Here is a 16,287-nt window from a genome sequence, read left to right on the forward strand (position 1 = left end):
GCCATGGGCGACAAGGCGAACGCACACCCCGGAGCCGCCGGCAGGGCTACAGCGGCCGACCACCCCGCGTCCGTACGGAATGTGGTGCTGGTCGGCCACTCCGGATCGGGCAAGACGACGCTGGTGGAGGCCCTCGCGCTGACGGCGGGGGCGGTGAACCGGGCGGGCCGCGTGGAGGACGGCGGCACCGTCTCCGACTACGACGAGATCGAGCACCGGCAGCAGCGCTCGGTGCAGCTCTCCCTGGTGCCCGTCGACTGGGACGGGTACAAGGTCAATCTTCTCGACACCCCCGGGTACGCCGATTTCGTCGGCGAGCTGAGGGCCGGTCTGCGCGCGGCGGACGCGGCCCTCTTCGTCGTCTCGGCCTCCGACGGGGTGGACGGCTCGACCCGCATGGTGTGGGAGGAGTGCGCGGCGGTCGGCATGCCCCGCGCCATCGTCATCACCCACCTGGAGTCCGCCCGCGCGGACTTCGAGAGCATGACCCGCACCTGCGCGGAGGCCTTCGGCGCGGACGACCCCGACGCCGTACTCCCCCTGTACCTCCCGCTGCGCGCCGCGCCGGGACCCGACGGGCACGCGCCCGTGACCGGCCTTGTCGGGCTGCTGTCGCAGAAGCTGTTCGACTACGCGTCCGGGGAGCGCAAGGAGTCGGAGCCGGGTCCCGACCAGCTGCCGGGGATCGAGGAGGCCCGCAACCGGCTCATCGAGGGGATCATCTCGGAGAGCGAGGACGAGACCCTCATGGACCGCTATCTCGGCGGCGAGGAGATCGACGTCAAGACGCTCATCGGGGATCTGGAGCGGGCCGTGGCGCGCGGGGTCTTCTTTCCCGTTCTGGCGGCCGCTCCCGCCGCCGAGGGCTCCCGGCAGGGTCTGGGCACGGTCGAGCTGCTGGAGCTGATCACAGGCGGCTTCCCGACCCCGCTGGAGCGCGCGGCGCCCGGGGTCACCACGGTCGACGGCAGGGCGCGGGAGCTCAAGCCGTGCGACCCGAACGGTCCGCTGGTCGCCGAGGTCGTGAAGACCGCCTCCGACCCCTACGTCGGCCGGGTCTCCCTGGTGCGCGTGTTCTCCGGGACGCTGCGGCCCGACGAGACGATCCATGTCTCCGGGCACGGGCTCGCCGACCGCGGCCACGAGGACCACGACGTCGACGAACGCGTCGGCGCCCTCTCCGCGCCCTTCGGCAAGCAGCAGCGGGCGCTCACGCACTGCATCGCCGGTGACCTCGCGTGCGTGGCGAAGCTGGGCCGCGCGGAGACCGGGGACACCCTCTCGGCCAAGGACGACCCGCTCCTCATGGAGCCCTGGGAGATGCCCGACCCGCTGCTGCCGCTGGCCATCCAGGCGCACAGCAAGGCGGACGAGGACAAGCTCTCGCAGGGCCTGAGCAGGCTCGTCGCCGAGGACCCCACCATGCGCCTGGAGCAGAACCAGGACACCCATCAGGTCGTCCTGTGGTGCCTCGGCGAGGCCCACGCGGACGTCGCCCTGGAACGGCTGCGCAGCCGCTACGGCGTCCAGGTCGATCTCGTCCCGCACAAGGTCTCCCTGCGGGAGACGTTCGCCGCGAAGGCGCAGGGGCGCGGCCGGCACGTCAAACAGTCCGGCGGGCACGGGCAGTTCGCGATCTGCGAGATCGAGGTCGAGCCGCTGCCGGGCGGCACGGGCATCGAGTTCGTGGACAAGGTCATCGGGGGCGCGGTGCCCCGGCAGTTCATCCCGTCGGTGGAGAAGGGCGTAAGGGCCCAGGCCGCCAAGGGAGTTGCCGCCGGGCATCCCCTTCTCGACGTACGGATCACGCTCCTCGACGGCAAGGCGCACTCGGTGGACTCCTCGGACGCCGCGTTCCAGACGGCCGGGGCGCTGGCTCTGCGGGAGGCGGCGGCCGACGCGAAGATCCACCTCCTGGAGCCGGTGGCCGAGGTGACCGTCCTGGTCGGCGACGACTACGTGGGCGCGGTCATGAGCGACCTCTCCGGAAGGCGCGGCCGGGTCCTCGGCACCGAGCAGACGACCGGCGGGCGCACCCTGATCCGCGCGGAGGTCCCGGAGATAGAGATCGGCCGCTACGCCGTCGACCTCCGCTCCCTCTCGCACGGCACCGCCCGCTTCAACCGCGCCTACGCCCGCCACGAGCCGATGCCCCAGCAGATCGCCGAACGCATCCGCGAACAGGCGGGCGACGCCTAGCAGTTGATGCCGAGAGGCCGAGCGCGCTGAGGCCCGGGGGGTCGGGCACGGTCGGGCTCTCGGCACCGGCCGGGAGCGCCCCGGGGGTGAACGAGCAAAAAAAGAGGGGCTTCGGCCGTCCGGCGACGAATGTCAGTGGCTGCCGATACGCTGATGACCTGATCAACAGGTGTGCGGAGCACGGAAGTCGGGAAAGCCGCAGAAGCGGGAGCAGCGGCGATCGGGGGCGGGAATGACCGTTGACAGCGGTTACGCGGACATCTTCGGACCACAGGTGCCGCGAACCGGCGACGAGGGGCAGACGGCGACCTTCGCGCTGGCCTCGGCGGCCTACCGGGACAACCCGGTGGCCGACATCAAGAAGGCCGACAACGAATGGCACCAGACAGCCGTCAACGCGGGCCGCAAGTGGGCGACGATCTTCCGCCCGAACCTCGGTGAGGCGTTCTCCACAGCCGTGGTCTCCCGGATGCTCGGCCCCGGCCGCAAACCGCTGATCCAGTCCTTCGGCACCGAACCGCAGGCGGTCGTCGAGCACGCCCTGGCCGCGAACAACATCCGCCGGGCCCGGGACAACCGACTGTCCATGATCATGGTGTTGTGCGGTGTGCTGTTCCTGCCCGGACTCGTCGTCTGGCTGCTGGTCTTCCAGCTGCGCAGCCTGATCGACAGGCGCACGCAGACCAACAAGGGGGCGGGCGCGGTCGCCACCACCCTCCTGGTGGCCGTCGGCGCGGTCGCCGTGATCGTCCTGATCAAGATTCCGTTCCACGGCTTCTGGTCCTGGTACGCACGCGCGTGCGTCGTTCTCCCGGTCGTCGGCTGGCTGTGGGCCAAGCAGGTCTGCGAAAGCACGGCGAGGGACCTGCGCGAGCGCTGGGGCAGCCTGCTCTCCGGGAGCAGCGTCGGCGCGAAGGTCCCCGAGGCGGTGCCGACCAGCCCCGGCGAGACCCAGGCCGAGCAGCTCCGCCAGTCCCTGGCCAAGCTCAGCGCCGAGCAGCAGTCGAACTCGATCTTCTACGCCGGCCCCAAGGGCATCCTCGGCATGGGCACCCGCTGGGGCAGCTGGCAGCTCGCCGAGGACCTGATCGCGCGCGACGCCGACCGGGAGATCCACCCCTTCCGCAGCTGGGACGTCATCCGGAACATCCACGACGACCTGCGCATGCTGGAGCGGAACACGATCAACACCGGCGGCTTCCCGAAGGCGTCCATACGCCACTGGGTCGTCACGCCGATCGGTGAGGGCGCGAAGGCGGTGTCCCGGCCCGAGGGCACGGACGTGGACGCGTACCAGGTCAAGACGCACGCGATCCAGGACATCTGCAACAAGCAGCAGTTCGGCGCCGGCGACCGACACTACCTGGGTGTCCAATGGACGCTCTGGGAGGGCCAGTTGGTCATCACGATGATGATCACGGTCACCGTGCTGCACAAGACCCTGCGCATCGAGATCACCGGGCACGCCCTGGGCCCGGTGAACTCACTGTTCACCAGCAAGCCCGAGGCCCCGACGAAGAGCGTCCAGAAGACGTTCAAGCCCTGGGAGAACCGCAGCGTCAAGCTCCCGCTCGTCCCCGCCGACGAAGTGGTCCGCCTCGCGGTCCGCGCCCCGATCACCTGGTACCCGCCGCTGCTGAACTGGCTCGGCGGTTCCATATCCCTGCCCGAGCCGTTCGGCCTGCGGCACGCCTGGGCCGACCAGCCCTGGCGCCACCGCTTCATGGCCGACGACGCGCTGCGCGCCGCGACCCCGGTCCTGCGCGTGGTCCACGCCGCGGCGATCCGCGTCCTGGACGAGAACGGCGTGGACACGGAGAAGTTCGGCAACCGCTCGTCGTTCCTCAGCGGCAACGTGCAGGACGCGTCACCGCGGAAGGCCGACCTCTACGACGCGTAGGCCTCCGGCGGTTGAGCGGGGCGTGTGCGGGGGTGCCGGGGCCGGCCTCCGGGGGCTGCGCCCCCGGGCCCCCGCTGTCGGCCTGAACGGCCTCGTCCTCAAACGCCGGACGGGCTGAAGATGGCCGCCGTGCCTGGGCGAGCATCTTCCAGCCTCGGCCAGCGTCTTCCTGCCTCGTTCTCAGACGCCGGACGGGGTGGAGGGTGTCGGCCATGCGTCGGCCAGCATCTTTCGTGTGTCCGCGAGCAGTTGCGGCAGCACCTTCGTGTGGCCGACCACCGGCATGAAGTTCGTGTCGCCGCCCCAGCGCGGGACGATGTGCTGGTGCAGGTGGGCGGCGATGCCCGCGCCCGCGACGCTGCCCTGGTTCATGCCGATGTTGAAGCCGTGCGCGCCGGAGGCGGTCCGCAGGGCCGTCATCGCCTGCTTGGTGAGGGCCGCTAGCTCCACGGTCTCCGCGTCCGTCAGGTCGGTGTAGTCCGCGACGTGACGGTAGGGCACGACCATCAGATGGCCGCCGTTGTACGGGTACAGATTCAGCACCCCGTACACCAGCTCACCGCGCCTGACGATGAGCCCGTCCTCGTCCGATTTGGCCGGAATTGAGCAGAAGGGGCAACCGTCGTCCGCACCGGGTCCGGTCGGCTTGTTCTCGCCCTGGATGTAGGCCATCCGGTGGGGCGTCCAGAGGCGTTGGAACGCGTCCGGCGTGCCCACTCCGATCTGCTGCTCCGGCTCACTCGTCATGCAAGGAAGCATATGGCTTCGCCCGTTCGCGGCGTGTCGCCGGGGTTGCGCGAAACCCCTTCCGCGCCAAGCTGGGCCGATGGACGACGACAGCCGCAAGGCCCGCTGGGAACAGCGCACCGAGGTCCCCCTCGCCATGGCGTCCCTGGTCTTCCTCGCCGCGTACGCCGTGCGCATCCTGGCCCACGGCCTGCCCGCCGACTGGCAGGACGTCTGCCTCGCCGTGCTCTTCGCCTCGTGGACGCTCTTCGCCGTCGACTACGCCGTCCGCTGGCGGCTGAGCGGCGAGCGGCTGCGCTTCGTCCGCACCCACTGGCTGGACACCTTCGTCCTGCTCCTGCCCCTGCTGCGCCCGCTGCGCATCGTCAGGTTCTACGAGACCGTCCAGCGCCGCCGCGGCCAACCCCGCCTCGCGCTGCACGCGCGCGTGATCGTCTACACCGGGCTGTCCACCCTCCTGCTGGGCTTCGCCGGCGCCCTCTCCGTCTACCACGAGGAACATGCGGCCCCGGGTGCGACCATGACGACGTTCGGCGATGCCGTGTGGTGGACCTGCGCCACCTTCGCGACCGTCGGCTACGGCGACATCGTCCCCGTCACCCCGCTCGGCCGTCTGATCGCCGTAGGCATGATGGCCGTCGGCCTGGCCCTGCTGGGCGCGGTCACCGGGACCTTCGCGTCCTGGCTGCTCCAGGTCTTCGCCCGGGAGGACGACGAGAGGCCCCCGGGGATGTGACATCCCCGGGGGCCTCTCGAAGCAACGGACTCAGACCTGCACCCGGTCCGCCACGACCTGCTCGATCTTCGCGATGGCCTCGTCGAACGCGATGCCGTTCTCCTGCGAGCCGTCGCGGTAACGGAAGGACACCGTCCCGGCGTTCATGTCCTCGTCGCCGACGATGACCATGAACGGGACCTTCTGCTTCTGCGCGTTGCGGATCTTCTTCTGCATCCGGTCCGAGGACGAGTCGACCTCGACGCGCAGCCCCTTCTTCTTCGCCGCCACGGCGAACTTCTCCAGGTACTCGACGTGTCCGTCCCCGATCGGGATACCGACCGCCTGCACCGGAGCCAGCCACGCCGGGAACGCGCCCGCGTAGTGCTCCAGGAGCACCGCGAAGAAGCGCTCGATGGAGCCGAACAGCGCCCGGTGGATCATGACCGGCCGCTGCTTGGAGCCGTCGGGACCGGTGTACTCCAGGTCGAAGCGCTCCGGCAGATTGAAGTCCAGCTGCACGGTGGACATCTGCCAGGTCCGGCCGATCGCGTCCTTCGTCTGGACGGAGATCTTCGGGCCGTAGAACGCGGCACCGCCCGGGTCGGGGACGAGCGGCAGCCCCTGCTTCTCGGCCACCTGTCGCAGCGTCTCGGTGGCCTCTTCCCAGACCTCGTCCGAGCCGACGAACTTCTCCGGGTCCTTGGTGGACAGCTCCAGGTAGAAGTCCGTCAGGCCGTAGTCCCGCAGCAGGTTGAGGACGAAGGTGAGCGTCTTGTCGAGCTCGTCGGCCATCTGCTCGCGCGTGCAGTAGATGTGCGCGTCGTCCTGCGTGAAGCCGCGCGCCCGGGTCAGACCGTGCACGACGCCCGACTTCTCGTACCGGTACACGGTCCCGAACTCGAAGAGGCGCAGAGGCAGTTCGCGGTACGAGCGGCCGCGCGCGTCGAAGATCAGGTTGTGCATCGGGCAGTTCATGGGCTTGAGGTAGTAGTCCACGCCCTCGTCGAGCTGCATGGGCGGGTACATGCCGTCGGCGTACCAGTCCAGGTGCCCGGACGTCTCGAAGAGCTTCCCCTTCGTCGCGTGCGGGGTGTAGACGAACTCGTAGCCCTCCTCCTCGTGGCGGCGCCGCGAGTAGTCCTCCATGACCCGGCGGACGACACCGCCCTTGGGGTGGAAGACGGCGAGGCCGGAGCCGATCTGGTCCGGGATGGAGAACAGGTCAAGCTCGTTGCCCAGCTTGCGGTGGTCGCGCTTCTCGGCCTCGATCAGGAAGTCGAGGTGCGCCTTCAGCTCCTCCTTGGAGGGCCAGGCGGTGCCGTAGATGCGCTGGAGCATGGGGTTCTTCTCGCTGCCGCGCCAGTAGGCGGCCGCGTTGCGCATCAGCTTGAACGCCGGGATGTTGCGCGTGGTGGGCAGGTGCGGGCCTCGGCAGAGGTCCTTCCAGCACAGGTCGCCGGTCTTGGCGTCGAGGTTGTCGTAGATCGTCAGCTCGCCGCCGCCGACCTCGACGTCCGCGCCGTCGTCGGTGGACGCGGAGCCCTTGATGCCGATGAGTTCGAGCTTGTACGGCTCGTCCGCCAGCTCCTGGCGGGCGTCCTCGTCGGTCACCACACGGCGCGAGAACCGCTGGCCGCGCTTCTGGATCTCCTGCATCTTCTTCTCGATGGCCTTGAGATCCTCGGGCGTGAACGGCCGCTCGACGTCGAAGTCGTAGTAGAAACCGTCCTTGACCGGCGGGCCGATGCCCAGCTTGGCCTCGGGGAAGAGCTCCTGCACGGCCTGCGCCATGACGTGCGCGGTGGAGTGGCGCAGGATGTTGAGGCCGTCGGTGGAGGAGATCTCGACGCCCTCGACCTCGTCACCCTCGGAGACGACGTACGCGAGGTCCTTGAGCTCTCCGGCCACGCGCGCGGCGATGATCGAGCGCTCGCCGGCGAAGAGCTCGGCGGCCGTCGTGCCCGTCGTCACCGTGCGCTCTTCCCGCTCGGAATCGCGTTGGATGATCACACGGACGTCTGACACCGGTCTCTCCTGACTGCAGGGTGGATGCGGCGCCATACCGTGAGCGCGCGCAATAGGGGATCGTACCGACCCTAAGGGGCCCACCGCGAAACGGTCGCCCCCGCTCCCCTCTCGCCCGGTCCTCCCTCACTCCTCCCCGCCGCACGCCTCCTCGAAGAAGGCAGTGCCTTCCTCGTGCCCCTGGATCGACTTCATCAGCCGGTCCCGCTCCGCCTCGTCCACCTGCACGGGTACGACCCCGGAGGCGCCGGTCAGCCGCCGGAATCCGCCCCGGCTCTCCAGCCGCCCGTGCACCCGCACCGGGAGCCCGACGAGGTGGGCGTGCCCGGCTATCCGGTACGACTCCTCGTCCAGCGTCATCCGGACGTGCCCGACCTCGGCGCCGGCGATCACCTGCATCCGTACGGTGCCCTCGCCGCGCGGTCCCGACCGGCGCATCCGCACCACCGTGCCGGTGACGCGCACGGGCATGCTGGGTTCCTCGCGCAGATAGCGGGCCCCGGCGGCGCGCAGCACGGGCAGGTCGCCGGGCGAGAACTCGACGGCCTCGGCGGGCGCGGCACAGCCCTCGGGGACACCCGCGCCGGGCGCCCACTCGACGGCGATCCGGGCCCCCTCCGTACCGCGCACGAGCGCGACGACGGCTTCGGCCAGCTCCCGGCTCACGCCCGCTTCCACGGCCGCGTCGAAGGCGTCCATGCCGCCGGTGGCCCGCTCGTAGTCGATGGCCTCGCGGGTGGCGTACAGGGCCTGGTGGAGGCGTACGGCGAGGGCGCGGCCGGTCTCGACCGGGACGAACGCGGTGAGTTGACGGCCGCCGGGCGCGGAGCCGACGAGGACGTGTTCGAGGGAGGCGGCGGCGGGGCGGCGGTGGCGGGCGCCGTAATAGCCGGCACGGGCGCGGGTGGCGAGTGCGGCGGCGAGCAGCATCTGCCGTGCGGCGGCGCGGAGTTGCTCCTCGACGGTCCAGGACGCGGCGCCCGCGGGGCCGGTCGGGATGTCCCGCCACCAGCGGATCTCGTCGCTCGGTACGGCGAGGCCGACGAGGACCTCGCGGGCGGAGGGGGTGTTGCTGCGGGCGAGTGCGACGAGGGCCTCGCCGAGGAGGTCGTCGCTGTCGGGGAAGGCCCGGCTCTCGGGTACCAGGAGGCTGGTGCCGGAGCCGCCGGGCCCGGGTGGGGTCCAGCGGCCGTACCGTCCGGGCGCTCCGCCGCGTCGCTGCCAGCCGTGCCGGCGCAGCAGGGCGCCGAGGACGGCGGGGTCGACCTGGTCGGGCTCCGGGGGCCGTTCCCAGGAGGTGGGGTCGACGGGGTGCGGCCGTACCGTCCGCAGGTGTTCCTCGACCGAGCGGTGCCTCATGGCCTGCCTCCCGTCCCGACCCGCGTCATGATCTCGCACAGCGCCCGGTCGTCGAAGATGCGCGAGGTCGGTATCCGCACGGTGGTCCGGGTCCTGCCGGTGATCGCGTGACCGGCGAGGTTGACCCAGTAGCAGCAGTGCCGCAGATCGAGCCGGTCGTGGCTGGCGCGCAGCCAGTCGTCCTGGGAACGCGGGACGAGCATCACGACGAGGATCTTGTGCACCGAGACCGGTGTGCGGGCGAGCTTGCGCAGGTGGTCGTTGTCGAGCGTGAAGGAGAAGGAACGTCCCGGCGGATTCGGCGGGATCTGGTAAGTGCACTTGAGCTGCACTTTTATCGTGACCTCGTCGTCCACCGTGTGCCCGGGCGAGCCATGGCTGACGTGCCAGTCGATGCCGTTGTCCGGGAACGGCTGGGACAGCGAGCAGCCGGCCGCGGCGGCGACGGCGTGCAGATAGCCCACCTGCAATGTCTCCATGCAGGCGGTGGTGGCGAGCGATCCGCGCTGGGGTGCCGTCCGTTCGGGCAGCAGCCCGCCCCGCTCGGGCTGCGCTATCACCATGGCCAAAAGCCTTCCGAGTTCAGGTGAATGGTGGTGCCGAATGTCTGCTCCGGGTCGCTGAACTGCAAAGACCCGCACTCCTGTTGTGTCCTTCCGGCGTACGGCGCAAACAGCCCGGGTATCACCAAACAGGCAGAAGACGGTGCGTCAGCTGCCGTGGGTGAACGAGGAGTTGTGTACGTATGACGTGCTGGTACGAGGGCCCGTTGGCCGCGTTCGACACGGAGACCACGGGCGTGGATGTGGAGACCGACCGGATCGTGTCGGCCGCCGTTGTCGTCCAGGACGCCCCCGGTACCCGCCCGCGGGCGGTCCGGTGGCTGGTGAACCCGGGGGTGCCGGTGCCGGCCGGGGCGACGGCGATCCATGGTCTGACGGATGAGCATCTTCAGCGCAACGGCCGCTGGCCGGCGCCGGTGATGCACGAGATAGCCGACGAGCTGGCCGAACAGGCCGCGATGGGGCGGCCGTTGGTGGTGATGAACGCGCCGTTCGACCTGACCCTGCTGGACCGCGAGCTGCGCCGCCATCGCGCGACCTCGCTGGAGCACTGGTTCCGGACGACGCCGCTGCGGGTGCTGGACCCCCGGGTCCTGGACAAGCACCTGGACCGCTACCGCAAGGGCCGCCGCACCCTGACCGACCTGTGCGCGCACTACGGCGTCGAGTTGGAGGGCGCGCACGACGCGGGCGCGGACGCGCTGGCCTCCCTGGAGGTCGTACGGGCGCTGGGCCGACGTTTCGCGACCCGCCTGGAGCGCCTGTCCCCCGCCGAACTGCACACCCTTCAGTCGACCTGGCACGCGGCCCAGGCGCGCGGCCTCCAGGCGTGGTTCGCGCGCAGCGGCACACCGGAGCCGGTGGACCAGTCGTGGCCCCTGCGCCCGGACCTGACGGCGGAGGCCGCCTAGCGGGTTCGGGCCAGCAAAAAAGCCGGTCCGCTGCTGCGGACCGGCCTTTCCCGGTGGGCGATACTGGGTTCGAACCAGTGACCTCTTCGGTGTGAACGAAGCGCTCTCCCACTGAGCTAATCGCCCGGGAACGCACCGAACAATACAGGCCCCCGCCGGTTTCCTTCAAACCGCTTCCGTCAGACCGCTGCCAGGTGCGCGAGCAGCCCGCGCCGTCCGGCCCGCATCATCAGCGTGTGGTTGAACCGGAATACCGGCCGTCCCACCGCGGCGAACCGCCTGAGCGAGGGCCGGTTCAGGTCGACCTCCTGGTCGTAACGGGCCAGCGTGCCGGAGCCCTCGGCGGTGAGCGTCCAGCGTGCCCAGCCCTCCAGGTCACCGGTCATCGCGATCTCCAGCACCCCGGCGGCGGGATCGCGCCGCACTTCGCGCGCCGTGAAGGTAAGCACGTACGGCAGGCTCGCGCGGATGCTGATGACGCCGGTCGTGTCGTCGATCTGGTCGACCGCGCGCACCTGCGGCCACCAGCGCGGATAGTCCTCGGCCCGCTCCAGGAGCGGATACACGACGGCGGGCGGCGCGGGCAGGGCCCACCGGGCGCGGAATCGGTAGTGCGTCCAGTCCATGCCGGAAGTCTGCCCAGCCGAGCGCCCGTCTCCCGGAACCTGAGTACGTGGTGAGTACGCGCGCTCATGTCCTACGGCGTGACGGCCAGCACACTCCGGGATATGACGCACATCCCGCCGCCGGCCGCCGAGTTGCGGATCCTCGACGCCGAGCTGTACCGACTGGACGCCCGCCGCACGCAGTTGCTGCACCGGCGGGCCTGGCTGCTGACCGTGCTCCAGTCGGGGCCGCCCGCCCCCGTGATGCCGCCGCCCCCTGCCCCGCCCCGCCCGGAGACCACCGCGCCGGGCGTGCAGAACGTGCTGCTCCTGCTCGGCGGCATCCTGCTCACCCTCGCGGCGATCGCTTTCACGCTGGTCAGTTGGGGAAGCATGGGCATCACGGGCCGGGCGCTCGTGCTCGCCGCGGTGACCCTGGCGGCCCTCGGCGCACCCGTCGCCCTCCTGCGGCGGGGACTGCGCTCCACCGCCGAATCGCTCGCGGGCCTCGGCCTCGCCCTGACGGTGCTGGACGCCTACGCGCTGCACGAGGCCGCGTTCCCGGCAGGCGACGGCGTCACGTTCGCGGCAGCGGCGGCGACCGTCCTCACCGTGCTGTGGACGGCGTACGGCCTGGCACTCCCGATGCTCCCCGGCGTGAAGGCGTCCTCACCGACCCTTCTCCTCCCCCTCCCCGCCGCGCTCGCGGTCGCCCAACTTCCCTTGCTGCTCTGGGCGATCGCGGCCGGCGGGGGCCCGCACACGATCACGGCGGCGCTGCTGCTGACCTCCGTGCTCGACATGGTTCTCGCGTTCCGGGTCTCTCCCAGGGCAGTTCGCCTCGTCGCCACTGTCGGCGCGTTCACCATGGGCGCCTGGGGTGTGCTCGCGGCCGGTCAACTCTCCCTGGAAGCAACCGCTCCGGGTGCTGCCGCACGGGCGGCGGCACTCTTCGCCCTCGCGGCGGCGGGCGCGTTCGGCGCCGGCCGGCTCGCCTCGGACGTACGGCTCCGGACGGGCGCGGCGGCGGTCGGTGGCCTGTCCGTGGTCGTCGCGCTCGGCGGCATGCTGCGCGCGACACTGCCCGCCGACTGGACGGTGCCGGGCTATCTGGTGTGCGGCATCGCCCTGTTGGCGCTGGTCCGGGGCCGGCTCCCCGAGTCCGTGCGCCACGGCCTCGGCTGGGCCTCCGCCGCCGTCCAGGCGAGCGCGGTGCTGTGGGCGCTCCCGGCCACCACGGTCACCCTGTTCGGCCCGGTCGCCTGGATGACACACGTCTGGTCCGGCGCCCCGGCCGACGCCCGTGACGCGGCGACGACGGACGCCTTCTGGCCGGCACACACAGCCGCGACTCCCCTGGTTCTGGCGGCGGTTGCGGCAGTACTCGCCTCGACGCTCCGCTCCACCGAATGGCGTCCCCGCGCACTGACCGCCGCCCTCACCCTGACCTGGGCGACAGCGCTCACGATCCCCACGACACTCCAACTGCCCTACGGTGTCGGCCTGTTGATCCAGGGCCTCATGATCGTCGCGCTGCTCGCCCTCGCACACCGCACCGCCACGCTCCTCGCCCTGGCCACCTCCCTCTCTCTGGCCGCCCTCTCCCTGGCCACGGAACCGGCGACGCTCGCCGTACTGGCCTCCCTGACCGCCGTGTTCGCGTCGGCCACCTGGCGCGGCCGGCTCGCACCGGCTTCGGCCGCGGCCTCCCTCGCCTACGCCACGGCCCTCGCCTGCGCCACGGGGGCCGCCCTGGACTGGCGGCCGGAGCACATCGCGCTGCTGGTGCTGGCTGTACCGGTGGCCGCCGCGGTGCTCGCGGCGCGCATCGGCGACGCCCGCACCACCTTGTCCGTCGAGATCACGGGCGCGGTCGCGGGGGTGGTCGCGATCAGCCTCTCCGCCCCCGAACTGCCCATGTTCGCGCTGGTGTTGGCCCTGTGCGGAGTGATCGCGGCGGGCACGGCGGTACGGCCCGACCGACGCGCCGTCGGCTACCTGGCCGCCGCCCTGTTCGTCCTGGCGATGTGGGTGCGGCTGTCCGCATGGAACGTCGGCAGCCCCGAGGCGTACACGCTGCCGGTGACCGTCCCGGCGCTGCTGGTGGGCGCGTTGCGCAGGCGCCGCGATCCGAACGTCCCGTCCTGGACGGCCTACGGCCCCGGGCTCGCCGCGACGCTCGTCCCGAGTCTCCTCTCGGCCTGGTCCGACGCGCACTGGACGCGCCCGCTGCTGCTGGGCACGGCCGCGCTGGCCGTCACGCTGCTCGGCGCGCGGCACCGCCTCCAGGCACCGCTCGCCCTCGGCGGCGGCACGCTCGTCCTGGACGCGCTGCACGAACTCGCCCCGTATCTCGCCCAGGTGGTCGGCGCGCTGCCGCGCTGGGCGCCGCCCGCCCTCGCCGGACTCCTGCTGCTCGCACTCGGCGCGACGTACGAGCAGCGGATCCGGGACGCCCGGCGAGTACGGGAGGTGCTGGGGCGGATGAACTAGCCCTGGGCTAGGGCATCTTGTCGCCGAGCAGGGCCAGGTTCTCGATGGCGGCGAGGCCGTAGAGCGCGGTGTCGTTCGAGGACACCCACGCGGCCTCGGCGCCCGGCACCAGCGTCATCGGGCCGGTCAGCGGTTCCGTCTTCCACGGCGAGGACTCCGTGTAGCCGTCCGAGCCGTAGAACTTCGTCCACGCGCGCTTGGCGAGCGTCGCGTCGTCGAGTTGGACGGCGGCGTAGGCGTCGAGGCGTGAGTGGCCCTGGAAGAGGAGCAGGGTGCCGAAGTTGGAGCCGTAGCGGGCGGCCTGTTCGGTCTTGGAGGCGTTGAAGTAGCGGCAGTAATCCAGGTGCACCTCCTTGAACTTGGGCATGTCGACGAGGTGGATCAGCTCCGCGCACAGCTCGTTGAGACCGAAGACGGCCGAGAGGTGCGAGACGGAGACCACGGGCGCGGTGGCGACGGCGAACTTGCCGGTGTCGAGGTCGTAGAGGCCGCTGCCCTGTACGAATCCGTTGGGCTGGGCGGCGATGGTCTCCATCGTCGACAGGACGCGTGCCTTGGCCTTCTCCCACTTGGGGCCCCTGCGTTCCCACTCGGTGAGCCATGCCGAGACGAGGCCGCTCCAGTCGGTGCCGAAGCCGATCGACAGGGCGTGCCGGTCGGGGGTGTACGGCTCGGTGCGGATCTTGCGGATGGGGTCGAGGACGAGGAAGGTCTCGTCGGAGTCGACGTTGGCGGCCATGAGGTCGCCGACGCGTTCGTCGGCGGTGAGGAAGTAGTAGTACCGCCGGTAGGTGGTGTTGGCGATGCGCTGCTGCTTGGCACTGTCGGCGTAGTGCTGGACACCGTGCCGGGTGCCGAGGCCCGCCCACTGGCCCAGGTGGTAGACGTCGACCTCGCCGGTGTGCCGGGTGAGTGCCTCGGCGAAGCGGAAGATGTCCGAGCGGCCCGAGCGGATGTACGCGAACCAGAGCCAGATGTCGGGCGACAGCTCGGAGTTGTCCCAGGCGTAGCCACCGATGTCGTACCGCCACTGGTGGCGCACGGCGTCGTACGAGTGCATGAAGTCGCCGTAGTCCCAGAATCCGTACCAACGGCGTTGCGCCACCTGGTCCTTGTAGTAGGTGAAGAGGAAGTCGAGGTGGTCCTCGATCCTCGCCTTGGCGGTGGTGGAGCGGTCGGGTTCGGAGTAGAGGCCGGGGCCGAAGACCTTGGACTTGATCAACTGGGCGGGCGGTGCCGCCAGTTGGGGCAACACCCGCACAGCGTCGACCTGTTGGGCGAGCGCCTCCGCCGACGGGGTCGACTCATTGGCCCAGAAGAGGAGTTCGGAGGTGCGGGCTATGCCGTACGGGGTGCCGAACTCGGGTTCGTAGTCCTCGTAGGTGATCTCCAGGCCGTCGAGCTGCTTGGCGTAGGTGTCCTGGCCCATGCCGTCGTGGTAGAAGCGCAGGTCCATCGGCTGGGCCTCGGGTGACCAGATCCAGAGGGTGACCTCGGCCTCGTCGGTGTGGGCGTCGCGGATGTCGAGCTGCGCGGGGAACTTCTCCCAGAAGTCCCGCAGCCCGAAGGAGAATCCGCCGCTCGCCCCGCCGACGTACCCGAACCCGGAGGCGTGTCCGCCACCGCCGGCGGGGATCCAGCCGTGGCCCTTGGTGGTGCGCTTGCGGAGGGTGAAGCCGTCGGCCGAGAGCTGGGAGAGGGTGTAGTCGCCCCACTGGGGGATGTGCGGGAGGCGGCTCGTGACGCGCTGGTCCCAGGTGGAGGTGTCGGCGAGCTTCTGCCCTGCGTACTGGGCGGCCTGGACGGTCGCGCCCGGGTCGCGGCGCAGGCCCGTGATGCCCTGGACCGCCTCGCGGAGCAGGCCGGTTCCCTCACCGCCGATGCGGATGTGGCGGTCGTAGGCCGCGTCGCGCATCGGCACGGTGAAGCGGACGCCCAGCCCGCGGATGAAGTCGCCGGATGCCTTGCCCGGTTCGACCGTGCCGTCGAACGTGATCGTGTGGACCATGCGGAAGGAGTCGGCGCCCGCGTAGAAGTAGAGGCGGATCGAGAACGGCAGCCAACTCCGGCCGCCCTTGCGGTGTTTGCCGTCGATGCGGACCACCGCCCGTACCGGGCCGTCCTGTTCGACGGTGACCTCGCCGATCGTCCCGTCGAAGCGCTCGGTCTTCACCGTGCCCTGGTCCTCGTCCTCGATCTCGGGCTGCCGGATGAGCACGAGCCGGCCGTTCCTGGCGATCTCGGTGGAGCCCCGGGTGACCGACTTGATGAGGGTGGAGCCGTTCTGGCCGATCTTCGCGGTGATGACCCCGGTCGACACGTCGATGGTGCCGCCGCGTCTGTCGACGGTGACCTTCTTGTCGGGGGCGGCGGTGTCCCCGGCGGTGAGGGTGAGCTTGCCGGAGCCCGAACTCACCGCGTGGGCGGTCCACTTGAGTGATCCGTCGGGCCAGTAGGCGAGCGGCCAGGACTGCACCGGCACGGCCGCGCCCTCGGCGTCCGTCAGCGCGAAGGTCTGGTCCTCCTGGTAGGTGCCCATCGGCCAGGGCACGCCGACCGTCGAACCGGGCGCGGCGCCGAGCCCGCCGTCCTCCAGCCAGTCCAGGGTCACCGGGTCGCCGTCGGCCGCCGCTCCGGTCGCGGCCCGGGCGTCCTTCGCCCCTAGCACCCAGCTGAACTGCGCGGCGGCTCCGGCGACGGCCGCCGCCTTGAGCAGGGACCTGCGGGGAATGGGAGACATGGCTGTCCTTTCCGTGCGGGAAACGTT

General features: G+C 70.9%; 11 protein-coding genes and 1 tRNA gene. 5 read left to right on the plus strand and 7 right to left on the minus strand.

The features are described from left to right. Window positions 1-3 precede the first annotated feature (3 nt). Both ACIRB1_RS18835 and ACIRB1_RS18840 read left to right on the plus strand, forming a co-directional pair. On the plus strand, window positions 4-2,199 hold the full coding sequence (locus tag ACIRB1_RS18835; RefSeq protein ID WP_403466301.1) for an elongation factor G-like protein EF-G2: 2,196 nt from the start codon (window positions 4-6) through the stop codon (window positions 2,197-2,199). A 232-nt stretch (window positions 2,200-2,431) separates the two neighbouring features. After that, window positions 2,432-4,099: a hypothetical protein gene (locus tag ACIRB1_RS18840; protein ID WP_403466302.1), complete on the plus strand. Its 1,668-nt coding sequence runs from the start codon at window positions 2,432-2,434 to the stop codon at window positions 4,097-4,099. A gap of 180 nt (window positions 4,100-4,279) precedes the next feature. Here the strand turns inward: ACIRB1_RS18840 and ACIRB1_RS18845 are convergent, their stop codons facing one another. Next, window positions 4,280-4,858, minus strand: coding sequence for an HIT domain-containing protein (locus ACIRB1_RS18845; RefSeq protein WP_352180394.1), 579 nt, complete (start codon window positions 4,856-4,858; stop codon window positions 4,280-4,282). A 67-nt stretch (window positions 4,859-4,925) separates the two neighbouring features. Between ACIRB1_RS18845 and ACIRB1_RS18850 the strand changes: the two genes are divergently transcribed. Then, window positions 4,926-5,582, plus strand: coding sequence for a potassium channel family protein (locus ACIRB1_RS18850; protein ID WP_352180393.1), 657 nt, complete (start codon window positions 4,926-4,928; stop codon window positions 5,580-5,582). A gap of 30 nt (window positions 5,583-5,612) precedes the next feature. Here ACIRB1_RS18850 and thrS read toward each other — a convergent pair whose 3' ends face one another. From thrS to ACIRB1_RS18865, 3 genes are all read right to left on the minus strand, one after another. Next, on the minus strand, window positions 5,613-7,589 hold the full coding sequence (gene thrS, locus ACIRB1_RS18855; RefSeq protein WP_352180392.1) for a threonine--tRNA ligase: 1,977 nt from the start codon (window positions 7,587-7,589) through the stop codon (window positions 5,613-5,615). 126 nt (window positions 7,590-7,715) lie between these two features. Continuing rightward, window positions 7,716-8,948, minus strand: a complete 1,233-nt coding sequence (locus ACIRB1_RS18860; protein WP_352180391.1) for a hypothetical protein — start codon at window positions 8,946-8,948, stop codon at window positions 7,716-7,718. Next, the gene (locus ACIRB1_RS18865; RefSeq protein ID WP_019059792.1) at window positions 8,945-9,511 is read right to left on the minus strand and encodes a DUF4365 domain-containing protein; all 567 of its coding nucleotides are present in this window, start codon (window positions 9,509-9,511) and stop codon (window positions 8,945-8,947) included. Before ACIRB1_RS18865 ends, ACIRB1_RS18860 begins: the two co-directional genes overlap by 4 nt. 182 nt (window positions 9,512-9,693) lie before the next feature. Here ACIRB1_RS18865 and ACIRB1_RS18870 point away from each other — a divergent pair, with 182 nt between their 5' ends. Then, window positions 9,694-10,422 carry a 3'-5' exonuclease gene (locus tag ACIRB1_RS18870; protein ID WP_352180390.1) on the plus strand — a complete coding sequence of 243 codons (729 nt, stop codon included), beginning with the start codon at window positions 9,694-9,696 and terminating at the stop codon, window positions 10,420-10,422. Between the two features lie 54 nt (window positions 10,423-10,476). On the opposite strand, the gene ACIRB1_RS18875 is transcribed toward ACIRB1_RS18870, so the two are convergent. Both ACIRB1_RS18875 and ACIRB1_RS18880 read right to left on the minus strand, forming a co-directional pair. Beyond that, window positions 10,477-10,548: transfer RNA gene (locus ACIRB1_RS18875), tRNA-Val, on the minus strand. Window positions 10,549-10,601: 53 nt separating this feature from the next. Beyond that, window positions 10,602-11,048 (minus strand): SRPBCC family protein, encoded by a 447-nt coding sequence (locus tag ACIRB1_RS18880; RefSeq protein WP_352180389.1) that lies wholly within the window; start codon window positions 11,046-11,048, stop codon window positions 10,602-10,604. A 66-nt stretch (window positions 11,049-11,114) separates the two neighbouring features. Here ACIRB1_RS18880 and ACIRB1_RS18885 point away from each other — a divergent pair, with 66 nt between their 5' ends. After that, complete coding sequence (locus ACIRB1_RS18885) at window positions 11,115-13,520, plus strand: SCO7613 C-terminal domain-containing membrane protein (RefSeq protein ID WP_403466303.1); 2,406 nt, start codon at window positions 11,115-11,117, stop codon at window positions 13,518-13,520. A gap of 7 nt (window positions 13,521-13,527) precedes the next feature. On the opposite strand, the gene ACIRB1_RS18890 is transcribed toward ACIRB1_RS18885, so the two are convergent. Continuing rightward, a complete protein-coding gene (locus ACIRB1_RS18890) occupies window positions 13,528-16,260 on the minus strand; it encodes a Tat pathway signal sequence domain protein (RefSeq protein ID WP_403466304.1) in 2,733 nt (910 codons plus the stop codon). Between the last annotated feature and the right edge of the window lie 27 nt (window positions 16,261-16,287).

The organism is Streptomyces sp. NPDC096013, from assembly GCF_044763565.1.
In the GTDB taxonomy this organism is placed as follows: domain Bacteria; phylum Actinomycetota; class Actinomycetes; order Streptomycetales; family Streptomycetaceae; genus Streptomyces.